Here is a 12,331-nt window from a genome sequence, read left to right as displayed (position 1 = left end):
TGGTGACCATGCTGAACGTCGCCGCTCGCGCAAACATCCCACCCTTCCACGTGATGGACGTGCTGTCCGCGGCCAACGCCCGGCAGCGCGCACAGGGGGACGTGGTGTCGCTGGCCGCCGGGCAACCGTCGGCCGCGGCACCACGCGCCGTTCTCGACAGGGCGGCCGAGTCGCTCCACGGCTACCTCGGCTACACCGAGCAGCTCGGCATCCCCGAGCTGCGCGAGGCGATCGCCCACCACTACGACCAGAGGTACGCCCTCGACGTCGACCCGAGCGACGTCGTCGCCACCACCGGCTCGTCCGGCGGCTTCCTGCTGGCCTTCCTCGCGGCCTTCGACGCCGGCGACCGCGTCGCCCTGGCCCGTCCCGGCTACCCGGCCTACCGCAACATCCTCAGGACCCTGGGCTGCGAGGTCGTCGAGCTGCCCTGCGGTCCCGAGACCCGCTTCCAACCCACCGTCGACATGTTGGCACGAGCGGGAAGGCTCGACGGCCTGATCATCGCGTCCCCGGCCAACCCGACCGGCACGGTCCTGCCCACCGGCGAGTTCGCCGCCATCGCCGGCTGGTGCGCCGACCACGACGTGCAGCTGGTCAGCGACGAGATCTACCACGGCATCTCGTACCTGGCCGACCCGCCGGCCTCGGCATGGCAGTTCTCCCGCGAGGCCATCGTGGTCAACTCGTTCTCCAAGTACTTCGCCATGACCGGCTGGCGGCTCGGTTGGCTCCTCGTGCCGCGGCGCCTGCTGCGCGCCGTCGACTGCCTGACCGGCAACTTCACGCTCTGCCCGCCGACCCTCGCCCAGCACGCCGCGACCGCCGCCTTCCAGTACGCGGAGCTCGACGCCCACGTCGACCACTACCGGGTCAACCGCGACCTGCTGGTCACCGGCCTCGCCAAGCTGGGCATCGACCGGGTCGCCCCGGTCGACGGCGCGTTCTACGCCTACGCCGACGTGTCCCACCTGACCACCGACACCATGTCCTGGTGCCAGCGCCTGCTCGCCGAGACCGGCGTCGCGATCGTCCCCGGCGTCGACTTCGACCCCGCGCTGGGCACGCGTTTCGTCCGGTTCTCCTTCGCGGGTCCGACCCAGGACGTCGAGGCGGCCCTGGAACGGCTGGGTGAGTGGCTCACACCCTGAGACGAAGACCGGTGGAATTCCCCGATGTCTCGGGGCTCCGCCGGTGGTTGACTGAAGGAACCGGCGGCGAGCGCCGTTCGTTCAGCCGGGTGAACCCGGTACAGGGGAGGAAAGACACAATGAACACGCTGCTCAAGATCGCCGGCGCGATCCTGGTCATCTGGGCCGCTTTCTGGATCATCGGTGCGATCTTCAAGGTCGTGGGCTTCCTGCTCGTCGCGGCCGCGGTCGTCACCGTCGGCTTCGTCGGTTACAAGGCCATCCAGGCCGGCTCGCACCGTAAGCAGATCCGCTAGAGCCCGGCGATCCGGCCGACGACCTCGCTGATGTCCTTGGCCGTGATGTCGCGGTGCGGGATGAACCGCACCTTGCCGCTCATCGGGACGGCCAGCACGCCGACCCGTTTGAGCGCGGCGAGCGACGCCTCGGTGTCCGGCGTCCCCGCCAGCACGATGTTCGTCTCCGGCTGGTCGACCTCCCAACCGAGCTCGGCCAGTCCGGTCGCGAGCTTCCGCGCGTTGACGTGGTCCTCGGCCAGGTCCGGGATCCGGTCCAGCGCGACCAGCCCGGCGGCGGCGACGATCCCGCCCTGGCGGACCCCGCCGCCCAGCATCTTCCTGATCCGCCGCGCCTCCTCGACGAACGCGGTGCTGCCGCCGACCAGGCTGCCCATCGGCGCGCCAAGTCCCTTGGTCAGGCACACCTGCACGGTGTCGACCCCGACCGTCAGCGCGGCCGGCGGCACGGACAGCGCGACCGAGGCGTGCCAGAGCCGGGCGCCGTCCAGGTGCACCTTCAGCCCCACGTCCCTGGCGGTCGCGACCAGCTTCGCGTGCTCGTCCGGTGGGGTGACCGTGCCGCCCGCGCCGTTGTGCGTGTTCTCCAGGCACAGCAGCGTGGTTCGCAGCGAGTGGTAGGGCCCGACGCGCCCGGCCGCCCGCACCGACTCGACCGGCATCCGCCCCGGCCACGCGCCCCAGTCCACGGCCTCCGGCATGCCGCCGGACAGCCAGGCCGCGGTGCCCAACTCGTTCTCCAGCACATGCGCCAGGCGTGGCGCGAGAAATCGGTCGCCTCTTCGCAGGTGTGAGGTCAACGCGATGATGTTGCCCATGCTCGCGGTCGGCACCCACAGCATCGCGTCGACGCCGAGCAGGTCGGCCGCCCGCTCCTCGAGGGCCCGCATCGTGGGGTCCCGGTCGAGCACGTCATCCCCGACCTCGGCCCGCGACATCGCGAGCCGCATCCGTTCGTCCGGCTGGGTGACAGTGTCCGAACGAAGATCGATCTCCCGCACTTTGGTCACGATCTGATCACACCACATCCCCCTGGGCGGCACCTCGGCGACGTCCCGTGCGTCCCAGGAGGGGGTGGCGTACGTCACAACGAAGGGTCGTGCAACCGTAGACACCGCACTTTCCGTCCCGGACGTGCAGGACGACGAGCAGAGAGAGCCCGCGTGGATCAGCGCGACGAGGAGGACTTCGCGGAGTACTTCGCGGCTCGGCGAGACGCCGTGCGGAGATCCGCGTATCTGCTGTGCGGTGACTGGCACCGCGCGGACGATCTCGCGCAGACCGCGTTCGTCTCGTTGCACCGGCGATGGCGCAGGATCCGGGACCGCGGGGCCCTGGACGCCTACGTCCGCAGGACGCTGGTGCGCGCGGTGATCGACGAGTCCCGGCGCCCGTGGCGCCGGGAGCGGTTCGTCGAGGAACTGCCGGACCGGCCGTCCACGGACGGCGAGATCGGCGACGCCGTAGCGACGAGGTCCGCGCTGCTCGCCGGCCTGCGGGCGGTCCCGCCGCGGCAGCGTGCGGTGCTCGTCCTGCGGTACCTCGAGGGTCTGGACGTCGCGGCCACGGCCGAGGCGCTCAAGTGCTCGGAAGGGACCGTGAAGAGCCAGACTGCCAGAGGGCTGACGGCGTTGCGGACGGCGCTCGGCGGCACACTGGACGACCTGAGGTCCGCCTCATGAGCGTGGAAGGAGGTGGCGGAATGGACGAGAAGAAGCTCGCCGAGCTGCTGAAAGACGCGGTCGCGGACACTCCGCCGCCGACGTTCACGCGGACCGACGTCACCAGGGAGTCGGAACGCCAGCGGGCCCGTCGCCGGAACGGGTTACTCGCAGGTTCCGCCTTTGGTGTGGCGGTTCTCGCGGGCGCGACGGCGTTGGGCGTGGCATTGTGGACAGGGCAGGGTTCGTACTCGGACTCGGCAAGTGCTGGCGTTTCCGCTTCAACCGGTAACGAACTCGCTGCTCCAGACGAGTTACCAAACGAGGACGGTAAAACTGCCGCACCGACGGAGAGTCAGCGTGCGGAAGACTTCCCGTCGGGGTCGCCCAAGCAGGGGGGCACTCCGAATGGGAATGGTGGGCCTGCGGGGCCCACCGGCACTCCTAGTGGGTGCGAACAGGTGGACCGGGAGCTCGCTGCTGCCCTCGCGGGCGAGCTCCCGGCCGCCGCCGGAATCAAAGCCAACGATGCCGTGCCGGTCTCCATGAGCTGCGGCGGCGACACCACGGGCGCCGCTTTCGACCTTCCGGAAGGCCGGCTCAACGTCCTTCTCGTGTCTGCCAGTGACACGGCCTTCACCGCGGCCAGCTCCGGCAGCGCCCAGGCCCTCGCGCCCACGAGCGACGGCCGGCAGGTGCTCGTGGTGAGCGAGCCGGCGAGCGCGGGTGACGCCGCGCCGTACGAGGCGGACCTGTCCCGCTTCGCCAGGGACATCGCCAGAATCTACTGAATCGCCAGGATCTACTGAGCCGTACGATTTCTCGGCATGACGGCCGCCAGCACCCCCAAAGGCGAGCGGCGTCGCCAGTCGCTCGTGGCGGCCGCGGCGGCGCTGCTGGTCGAGGGCGGCTTCGACGCCGTCCGGCACCGGGCCGTCGCCGAGCGCGCCGGCCTGCCGCTGGCGTCCACCACGTACTACTTCGACTCGCTGGACGAGCTGATGACGGCCGCGGTCGAGCACCACGCCAGGGCCGAGCTGGTCCGCGGCCGTGAGCTGCTGGAGGCGCTCCCCGCCGAGCGGCGCGACCTCGAGTCCGTCATCGACCTCGTGCTCGACCAGCTGCTCGGCTCGCCGGCCGGCGAACGGGACGCCGAGCTGGTGCTGCTGCGGTACGAGCGCCTGGTGGCGACGTTCCGCCGCCCCTACCTGCGCCCACTGATGCGCACGCTCGGCGTCGAGCTGCGGGCGCTGCTCGCCGAGATCCTGGCCCGCTCGGGCGTCCCGGTCGACGAGCGACGCATCGAGCACCTCATCGCGCTGGTGGACGGCGCCGTGGTCAACGCGCTGATCGAGGTGAACCCGGACCCCCGCGCGGTCGCGAAACGGATGCTCCGCGAGTCCTTGCAACCCTGATGGGCATCGCGTCGTGGGTAATGGGCGAAAGGGGGCCCATGCGACAGTCCGACGAGGAGAGCTTTCGCCGGTTCGCGGTCGAGCACGCCGCCCGACTGCGCAGGTCGGCGTACCTGTACTGCGGTGACTGGCACCTCGCGGAGGACCTGATGCAGACCACATTGATCAAGATCTACCGGTCGTGGACGCGGGTCGAGAAGGACGAGAGCCTCTCGAACTACAGCCGCACGGTCCTGCTGCGCACCTGGCTGGACGAGAAGCGCCGGCCGTGGCGGCGGTCCGAGCAGTCGGCCGCCGAGGTCCCGGAACGCCACGACGAGGGACGCGGCCCGGCCGACAGCCCGGAGCGGCTGTGGGCCCGCGACCTCGTCCACCAGGGCCTGCTGCGCCTGCCGCCCCGGCAACGCGCCGTGCTGGTCCTTCGCTACTTCGACGACCTGTCCGTCGCCGAGACGGCCGACGTCATGGCCTGCTCGGAGGGCACGGTCAAGAGCCAGTCGGCCCGCGGCCTCGAATCGCTGCGGACCTGTGTGTCGGAACTGATGGGGAGGGTCGCGTCATGAGTGAGGAAGACGTGCGCGGCGGTATGCGGGACGCCGTCGCCGAGGAGCCGCCGCTCGACTTCGACCCGGACGTGCTGGTCGCGGCCGCGCGTCAGCAGGTCAGGCGGCGCCGCGCGCTGATGGGGGTCGGCGTGGCGACCGTGGCGGTCGCGGTGGCGGCCGTGGCGCTGCCGGTCGCGCTGGGCCGCCTGTCGTCGCAGGTGGAGGCGGGCCAGGGGCCGGCCACGACCACCGAGTCGACGGCCACCGGGTCCGAGACGTCCCCGTCGCCGTCTCGGATCCAGTGGCCGGCCAAGGACGTCACGCCGGTCCAGTTCCCGATCGACAAGCTGCGTGCGCGTGGCACGGACATGGCGGCGCACCTGCGGGAGATCATGCCTTCCGTGCTGCCCAACGCGTCGGAGATCGAGGTCTCCGAGTTCGGCGGCGAGGCCACCGGTGAGTACTACGAGGGCCAGACGAACGTGAACGGCGCCATCGACTTCACCATCGACGGCGTCCGGTACTCGATCCTGGTCCAGACATGGGTGCCCGGTGGCGCGAACGACCTGGTCGACACGGCGTGCTCGGAGGGCACCTGCCGAAAGATCGGCGAGCAGGACGGCGGCGTGCTCATGGCCGTGGACCAGGACCTGGGCGGGTTCGTGGCCGGCGGGAAGATCTCGGCCGTCTACCACCTCCGGCGCGACGGTGCCGCGGTCGAGGCCGCCGCGTACAACTACGCGCTCAGCGGCGGCCCGAAGCTCACCAAGGAGACCATCCCGGTGTCCGTCGAGCAGCTGCGCAGGCTCGCGACCGACACCGAGCTGGGACTCTAGGCTGGGGTGCGTGACGCCCAAGCCACGCATCCCGAACGTCCTGGCCAACCGCTACGCCTCCGCCGAGCTGGCCGAGCTGTGGTCGCCCGAGCACAAGATCGTGCTGGAGCGCAGGCTGTGGCTCGCCGTGCTGCGTGCGCAGGCCGAACTGGGCATCGACGTGCCCGACGGGGTGATCGCCGACTACGAGCGGGTGGTCGACCACGTCGACCTGGCGTCGATCGCGGCCCGTGAACGAGTGACGCTGCACGACGTCAAGGCCCGGATCGAGGAGTTCAACGAGCTCGCCGGGCACGAGCACGTGCACAAGGGCATGACGTCCCGCGACCTCACGGAGAACGTTGAGCAGCTGCAGCTCCGCAGGTCGCTGGAGCACGTCCGGGTCAGGACGGTGGCCGTGCTGGCCCGGCTGGCGACGCTCGCGACCGAGCACGGCGAGCTGGTGATGGCCGGCCGGTCGCACAACGTGGCCGCCCAGGCCACGACGCTGGGCAAGCGGTTCGCGTCCGCGGCGGACGAGCTGCTGGTCGCGTTCGAGCGGCTCGACTCGCTGGTGGAGCGCTACCCGCTGCGTGGCATCCAGGGTCCGGTCGGCACCGCGCAGGACATGCTGGACCTGCTGGGCGGCGACGCGGCCAAGCTGGACAGGCTCCAGCGGACCATCGCGGGTCATCTCGGTTTCGCGCACGTCTTCGACAGCGTCGGCCAAGTGTACCCGAGGTCGCTGGACTACGACGTGGTGACCGCGCTGGTGCAGGTGGCCGCCGCGCCGTCGAGCCTCGCGAAGACCATCCGCCTGATGGTCGGTCACGAGCTGGCGACGGAGGGCTTCCGCCCCGGCCAGGTGGGCTCGTCGGCCATGCCGCACAAGATGAACACCCGGTCCAGCGAACGCGTCAACGGCTTCGCGGTGATCCTCCGCGGCTACGCGTCGATGGTCGGCGAGCTGGCCGGCGACCAGTGGAACGAGGGCGACGTGTCGTGCTCGGTGGTGCGCCGGGTGGCGTTGCCGGACGCGTTCTTCGCGCTGGACGGGCTGATCGAGACGTTCCTGACCGTGCTCGACTCGTTCGGCGCGTACCCGGCGGTGATCGGCAGAGAGCTGGACCGCTACCTGCCGTTCCTGGCGACGACGAAGGTGCTGATGGCGTCGGTGCAGGCCGGCGTCGGCCGGGAGACCGCCCACGAGGCGATCAAGGAACACGCGGTCGCGGTGGCCCTGGCCATGCGTGAGCAGGGGGTCGAGCGCAACGACCTGCTGGACCGGCTGGCCGCGGACGACCGGATCCCGCTGTCGCGCGCAGGGCTGGACGACCTGCTGGCCGACCGCCTCCCGTTCACCGGCGTGGCGAACGCCCAGGTGGCGGCGGTGGTGAAGCGCGTGTCGGACGTCGTGGCCCGCTTCCCGGAGGCGGCCGCGTACGTGCCGGGGGCGATCCTCTAGAAACCGGGAGGTTCCGCCTGGCCGGCGCCGTTAGTCTCGGTGGGGTGGCGACTGTCTCCCAGCTGATGCTCTACCCGGTCAAGGGCTGTGCCGGCACCCCTCTGACCCACGCGCGGGTACTCCCCACCGGAGTACTGCACGACCGCACGTTCATGTTCGTCCGGCCGGACGGGCTGTTCCGCAGCCAGCGCAGCACGTCGAAGCTCGCCGTCGTCCGGCCGGAGCTGACCACCGAGGCCGACAAGCTGACCCTGTCCGCGCCGGACCACGAGTCGGTGATCGTGAACGTCCGTCCGGACGGTCCCCGGCTGACGGTGGGAATCCACGGCGTCTGGGACGGCGAGGCGGTCGACCAGGGCGACGAGCCGGCGGACTGGGCGAGCACGCTGCTCGGCGAGCCCGTGCGCCTGGTCCGCGTGGCCCCGGACCACCGGCGGGCGGTGGACGACCGGCATGGCGACATCACCTTCACCGACTCCACGCCGCTGCACCTGACGTCGCAGTCGTCCCTGGACGATCTCAACGCCCGGATCCTGGCGAGGGGCGCGAAGCCGGTGCCGATGGCACGGTTCCGGCCCAACATCGTGGTCACCGGCTGGGAGGCGCCGTACACCGAGGACGGGATCCGCGAGTTCACCATCGGCTCGACGCGCCTGCGCTGGGTGAAGCCGGACGTCCGCTGCAAGGTGACGATGGTCGACCAGCCGACCGGCACCTCCGCCGGCCCCGAGCCGCTACGCACGCTGGCCGACTACCGCAGGGAGCCGGAGGGCGGCGTGAGCTTCGGCATCAAGGTGGCGGTGACGACCCCGGGCGAGATCAACCCCGGCGACGAGGTCGTCGTCCATTGACCCCACCGGCCGACCAGGACCTGGTCGACTTCGCCGTCGGCCTCGCCCGGCGCGCCGGCGACCTGGTCACCGAGCGGTTCTTCGCCGGCACACGGGTGTCCTTCAAGCCTGACGGCACCGAGGTCACCGAGGCCGATCTCGCCGTCGAGGCGCTGGTCCGCACAGAGCTGGCCGACCGGTTTCCCCGCGACGAGGTCTACGGCGAGGAGCTGGGGACCTCCGCCGGTACGTCGGGCCGCCGCTGGGTGGTCGACCCCATCGACGGGACCTACTACTTCGCCCACCGGATCCCGGTCTTCTCGACGCGGATCGCCTTCGAGGACGAGCACGGACCGGCCATCGGCGTCATCCACGAGCCGGTCGCTCGGCAGACGATCTACGCGGGCCGTGGACGGGGCTGCTGGCGGTCGATCGGCTCGGCGACCACGCCGACGCGGGTTGGCGACCGCGTGAAGCTCAGCGGCGCCCGCACCGCGATGATCAACCCCGGGACCTGGTCCGAGGAACTGCTGACCACGTTGCACCGCACGGTCTTCCTGCAGACGACCGGCGACATCGTCGGACTGGTCACCGGCCGGGTCGACGCTGTCGTCATCGCCGGCGGGAGCATGGACTACGAGGATCTCGCGCCAATTCCGGTGATCGTGACGGAGGCGGGCGGCGTGGTCACGACCCTCACGGGTGGCCCCGTGCTACCGGGTTGTACTGCACGACAACTACCTGGCGCTGCTGAAGGACCTATCGCACGGCCGCGACTGGCGCAGCATGATCCAGGGCTAGTCCGCCTCCCCGGGATTTCCAGGTGTCGCTGGGTGCCGGCAGGTCCTAACTCCGTGCGAACAGGAGTCGTACCGGGTCGCCGACCTTGCCGCCGAAGGCGTGGGCCGCCGAGCCGCCGTTGACCGCGAGTGCCACCCGGCCGCCCGAGTCGACGTAGAGGATCAGCCCGTCGCGGGTCGTGTCGGCGAAGGTGCGGGCGACGGTGGCCGTCATCGAGCGGCCGTTGAGGTCGGCGTGTGCGGTGGCGCCGAGGACCGCGCCGCTGGCGTCCAGGTCGGCGGCGGTCGCGGCCAGTTGGAGGTTGCCGAAGGTGTCGATGTACCGGATCTCCGTGGACAGCTTTCCCGTCTCCACGAACGTCTTCGGCTCCGGTAGGCGCACGAGCGTGGCCGGGTCGACCGGCGGGCCGAGGCGCTCGGCCGGCACCCCGGCGGCCAGGTGCGCGGCGGCGGGCGCGAAGACGTCCCGCCCGTGGAAGGTGGCCGACACCGGCGACAGCCGGTAGGCCGGCTCGGTCAGCTCGTAGGCCGCCCGCGCCCCGCCGAGCAACTCAGCGGCCGGCATCAGGAGGCCGTTGTCCGGTCCGACGAGCAACCCCCGCGAGGTCACGACCACGACACCCTTTCGGTCGGTCCCGACCCCCGGGTCGACCACCGCCAGGTGCACCGACGGCGGGAGGAACGGTACGGACTGGGCGAGAACCGCGGCCCCCCGCCGCACATCCTGGGGCGGTATCGTGTGGCTGATGTGGATGATCCGCGGCCCGGCCGCGATCCCCGCGACGACTCCCTCGCAGACACCGACGAACCCGTCATCGGTTCCGTAGTCGGTGGTGAACGAGATCCAGTCGTAGCTCATCGTCAAACCCTACGAGCAGGCAAACTGGACAATGACACCCACTCGTGGCATGCATGAACTCCGCATGAAACCGGGCCACTGTTCGGCGACACGTCACCTTCGCGTCAGGTAGGTGTCATCCATGCATGTCGTCATGGGTGGCGTGTCCGCTCGACTGATGGTGTCGCTGTCCGGGATCAACGCCTGGACACTGGATCGCGCCAGCGATCTGAGCATGGAACTGGCCTCTCGAGGCGTACCTTTCTCGATGTTGTTCGCCCCCAGGATCGCGGGCGCCGACCAGCCGGGGATGGTGCTGAGCTGGGTGCGCGAGCAGCGGGCCGCCGGCAACGCACTGCTCCAGCACGGCTACGACCACCCGGCCGACGCGAGAACCCGCACCGTCCGCCGGCGCGCGGAGTTCGCGTCGCTTCCCGCCCACGAGGCGAAACTGCGCCTGACGGCGTCCGCCGCCGCGATGGAACGCCTCAACCTGACCACGGACGCCTTCGTGCCACCGCGGTGGATAGTGTCCCCTGGCGCGATGGTCGCGTTGCGCCACAAGGGTTTCACGATGTGCGCGGACCTCATGGGCATCCGGGACCTGCGTACCGAAACCGTCCACAGAGGACGTGTGCAGGGCTTCGGCTTCGGTGAGCGAACCGAGCCGTGGTGGTGCTTCGCCCTGGTGATGGGCACGGCCCGGGCGGCACGGCGGGGTCACCTGATCCGGCTGGCCGTCGACACCACGGACCTGTCCCGCTCCGGACCCCGCCAGGCCCTCCTGGACGCGGTGGACATCGCGCTACACCACGACGCGGTCCCCATCACCTACCCGGCACTGCTCACCAGGCAGACGGCCCAGGCGGCCTGACCTCGGTCCGCGAAAACCCGGCTGTTGGTCCCACCAGACGCCTGACCAGCGTGAGCACCAGATTTGTCGGTGGCTCCCGGTAGCGTTGAAATCGGGGGACCCCCGGGGGCGTACGAAAGTCCCTTTCGTGCGAGCTTCGCCCGGTCGGGGCTGTGGACAACCGTCGTGGGGCGCGGGGATTGTCGGTGGCCGCCGGTACGCTGGAAACCGGGGCCGGAGGCCGAACCTCAGCGGCGCTTGCCGTGCAGCAGGGTGATCAGCTTCGCCACCGTCGCGTCCGTCTTAGCGGTGCGGCTGAACGTGGTCAGCACCAGTGGCGCGCGGAACCGCTGACGGGCGATCGCCTTCGGGCGGGCGAACTCCTTGAGCCCCTCGGGGCCGTGGATGCGGCCGAAACCCGACTCGCCGATGCCGCCGAAGGGCAGCGACGGGATTCCCGCGAACGAGATCACCCCGTTCACCGCCGTCATGCCGGACCGCAGGCGCCGTGCCAGTTCCATTCCGCGCCGCTTCGAGAAGACCGTCGACGCCAGGGCGTACTTCGAGTCGTTGGCCTTCGTGATCGCCTCGTCCATGTCGGCGACCTTCGCGATCGTCAGCGTCGGGCCGAACGTCTCCTCCCGCACGGCCGACGAGTCCTCGGGCACGTCCACCAGCACCGTCGGCTGCACGAAACGCTCGCCCACCGCGTCGGCGCCGCCGACCAGCGCCCGGCCACCGCGGGCCAGCGCGTCCTTGATGTGCCGTTGGATGATCGCCAGTTGGCCCGGCATCGTGATCGGCCCGATCTGTGCCTCCGCGTCGTCGCCCGCCCGCACGTCACCGGCGATCTTCACGACCTTGGACACGAAGTCGTCGTACACGCGTTCGTGCACGTAGACCCGCTCGACGCCGACGCACGTCTGGCCCGCGTTCGACATGCCGCCCCACACGGCCGCGTCGGCCGCCGCGTCGAGGTCCGCGTCCGCGTCCACCAGCAGCGCGTCCTTGCCGCCCGCCTCGACCAGGACCGGCGTCAGCGTCTCGGCGCACGCGGCCATGATCTTCTTGCCCGTCGCGGGGGAGCCGGTGAACGCCAGCTTGTCCACGCCCGACCGGCACAGCGCCGCGCCGGTCTCGCCGTAGCCCGTGACCAGCTGGAAGACCGGCTGCTCCGGCACGATCTCGGCGAAGCTCTCGGCCAGCCACCTGCCGACGCCCGGCGTGTACTCGCTCGGCTTGAACACGACCGCGTTGCCCGCGGCCAACGCGTAGGAGATCGAGCCCATCGGCGTGTGTACCGGGTAGTTCCACGGACCAAGAACGCCGACGACGCCGTACGGCCGGTACTCGAGCGTGGCCTTGTGATTGATCGCGAGCAGACCCGAAGACACCTTGTGCTGGCCGAGCACCTTCTGCGCGGCGCCGGAAGCCCAGTCGAGGTGCTCCACTGCGATCGACAATTCGGCGATCGCGTCGAAGACAGGCTTGCCGTTCTCACGATGGATCAGCTCGGCGAACTCGTCGATGCGCTGCACGATGAGCGAACGCCAGGTGCGCAGTCGCTGCTTACGCCCGTCGAACCCGAGCTCACGCCACCAGATCGCGGCCGGCTTCGCTCGATCAACCGCCGCCCGGACATCGGCCGCGGTGTCGATCGGG

General features: G+C 70.6%; 14 protein-coding genes. 11 read left to right on the top strand and 3 right to left on the bottom strand.

Annotation, left to right across the window (positions count from 1 at the left end; all coding sequences use genetic code 11):
* Positions 1 to 8 precede the first annotated feature (8 nt).
* Together VET29_RS13725 and VET29_RS13720 are read left to right on the top strand one after the other, a co-directional pair.
* On the top strand, positions 9 to 1,151 hold the full coding sequence (locus VET29_RS13725) for a pyridoxal phosphate-dependent aminotransferase (RefSeq protein ID WP_324919849.1): 1,143 nt from the start codon (positions 9 to 11) through the stop codon (positions 1,149 to 1,151).
* A 119-nt stretch (positions 1,152 to 1,270) separates the two neighbouring features.
* Positions 1,271 to 1,447 carry a hypothetical protein gene (locus VET29_RS13720; protein WP_324919847.1) on the top strand — a complete coding sequence of 59 codons (177 nt, stop codon included), beginning with the start codon at positions 1,271 to 1,273 and terminating at the stop codon, positions 1,445 to 1,447.
* Here VET29_RS13720 and VET29_RS13715 read toward each other — a convergent pair.
* On the bottom strand, positions 1,444 to 2,475 hold the full coding sequence (locus VET29_RS13715; RefSeq protein WP_414636495.1) for a threonine aldolase family protein: 1,032 nt from the start codon (positions 2,473 to 2,475) through the stop codon (positions 1,444 to 1,446). The two genes, VET29_RS13720 and VET29_RS13715, sit on opposite strands and share 4 nt — an antisense overlap.
* Before the next feature lie 135 nt (positions 2,476 to 2,610).
* On the opposite strand from VET29_RS13715, the gene VET29_RS13710 reads away from it, so the two are divergent.
* Genes VET29_RS13710 through VET29_RS13675 form a run of 8 tightly spaced genes read left to right on the top strand, consistent with a single transcriptional unit; the run spans position 2,611 to position 9,101 of the window.
* Positions 2,611 to 3,129: a SigE family RNA polymerase sigma factor gene (locus tag VET29_RS13710; protein WP_324919843.1), complete on the top strand. Its 519-nt coding sequence runs from the start codon at positions 2,611 to 2,613 to the stop codon at positions 3,127 to 3,129.
* A 20-nt stretch (positions 3,130 to 3,149) separates the two neighbouring features.
* Complete coding sequence (locus VET29_RS13705; RefSeq protein ID WP_324919841.1) at positions 3,150 to 3,899, top strand: hypothetical protein; 750 nt, start codon at positions 3,150 to 3,152, stop codon at positions 3,897 to 3,899.
* Positions 3,900 to 3,935: 36 nt separating this feature from the next.
* Complete coding sequence (locus VET29_RS13700) at positions 3,936 to 4,523, top strand: TetR/AcrR family transcriptional regulator (RefSeq protein ID WP_324919839.1); 588 nt, start codon at positions 3,936 to 3,938, stop codon at positions 4,521 to 4,523.
* Between the two features lie 38 nt (positions 4,524 to 4,561).
* Positions 4,562 to 5,086 carry a SigE family RNA polymerase sigma factor gene (locus VET29_RS13695; RefSeq protein ID WP_324919837.1) on the top strand — a complete coding sequence of 175 codons (525 nt, stop codon included), beginning with the start codon at positions 4,562 to 4,564 and terminating at the stop codon, positions 5,084 to 5,086.
* Entirely contained in the window at positions 5,083 to 5,904 is an 822-nt protein-coding gene (locus tag VET29_RS13690; RefSeq protein ID WP_324919835.1) for a hypothetical protein, read from the top strand. The genes VET29_RS13695 and VET29_RS13690 overlap by 4 nt, the downstream gene beginning before the upstream one ends.
* Positions 5,905 to 5,914: 10 nt before the next feature.
* Positions 5,915 to 7,348 (top strand): adenylosuccinate lyase, encoded by a 1,434-nt coding sequence (purB, locus tag VET29_RS13685; protein WP_324919833.1) that lies wholly within the window; start codon positions 5,915 to 5,917, stop codon positions 7,346 to 7,348.
* Positions 7,349 to 7,392: 44 nt separating this feature from the next.
* Positions 7,393 to 8,199: an MOSC domain-containing protein gene (locus VET29_RS13680; protein WP_324919831.1), complete on the top strand. Its 807-nt coding sequence runs from the start codon at positions 7,393 to 7,395 to the stop codon at positions 8,197 to 8,199.
* Complete coding sequence (locus VET29_RS13675; protein ID WP_324919829.1) at positions 8,196 to 9,101, top strand: inositol monophosphatase family protein; 906 nt, start codon at positions 8,196 to 8,198, stop codon at positions 9,099 to 9,101. Before VET29_RS13680 ends, VET29_RS13675 begins: the two co-directional genes overlap by 4 nt.
* Here VET29_RS13675 and VET29_RS13670 read toward each other — a convergent pair.
* Positions 9,025 to 9,837, bottom strand: coding sequence for an SAM-dependent chlorinase/fluorinase (locus tag VET29_RS13670; protein WP_324919827.1), 813 nt, complete (start codon positions 9,835 to 9,837; stop codon positions 9,025 to 9,027). The two genes, VET29_RS13675 and VET29_RS13670, sit on opposite strands and share 77 nt — an antisense overlap.
* Before the next feature lie 121 nt (positions 9,838 to 9,958).
* Here VET29_RS13670 and VET29_RS13665 point away from each other — a divergent pair, with 121 nt between their 5' ends.
* Positions 9,959 to 10,690, top strand: coding sequence for a DUF2334 domain-containing protein (locus VET29_RS13665; RefSeq protein ID WP_324919825.1), 732 nt, complete (start codon positions 9,959 to 9,961; stop codon positions 10,688 to 10,690).
* A gap of 227 nt (positions 10,691 to 10,917) precedes the next feature.
* Here the strand turns inward: VET29_RS13665 and VET29_RS13660 are convergent.
* Positions 10,918 to 12,331, bottom strand: a 1,414-nt coding sequence (locus VET29_RS13660) for an aldehyde dehydrogenase family protein (protein WP_324919823.1), incomplete at its 5' end; no start/stop codon positions are given.

It is taken from the genome of Actinophytocola sp., from assembly GCF_035634895.1.
In the GTDB taxonomy this organism is placed as follows: Bacteria; Actinomycetota; Actinomycetes; order Mycobacteriales; family Pseudonocardiaceae; genus Actinophytocola.
The sequence above is the reverse complement of the archived record's forward strand: the minus strand, read 5'-3'. Positions and strand labels throughout refer to the sequence as shown.

Coding starts and splice junctions, on each gene's coding strand:
- VET29_RS13705 (WP_324919841.1), top strand. CDS start 3,150: ATGGACGAGAAGAAGCTCGCCGAGCTGCTGAAAGACGCGGTCGCGGAC.
- VET29_RS13715 (WP_414636495.1), bottom strand. CDS start 2,475: ATGTGGTGTGATCAGATCGTGACCAAAGTGCGGGAGATCGATCTTCGT.
- VET29_RS13700 (WP_324919839.1), top strand. CDS start 3,936: ATGACGGCCGCCAGCACCCCCAAAGGCGAGCGGCGTCGCCAGTCGCTC.
- VET29_RS13665 (WP_324919825.1), top strand. CDS start 9,959: ATGCATGTCGTCATGGGTGGCGTGTCCGCTCGACTGATGGTGTCGCTG.
- VET29_RS13695 (WP_324919837.1), top strand. CDS start 4,562: ATGCGACAGTCCGACGAGGAGAGCTTTCGCCGGTTCGCGGTCGAGCAC.
- VET29_RS13690 (WP_324919835.1), top strand. CDS start 5,083: ATGAGTGAGGAAGACGTGCGCGGCGGTATGCGGGACGCCGTCGCCGAG.
- VET29_RS13670 (WP_324919827.1), bottom strand. CDS start 9,837: ATGAGCTACGACTGGATCTCGTTCACCACCGACTACGGAACCGATGAC.
- VET29_RS13720 (WP_324919847.1), top strand. CDS start 1,271: ATGAACACGCTGCTCAAGATCGCCGGCGCGATCCTGGTCATCTGGGCC.
- VET29_RS13725 (WP_324919849.1), top strand. CDS start 9: ATGCTGAACGTCGCCGCTCGCGCAAACATCCCACCCTTCCACGTGATG.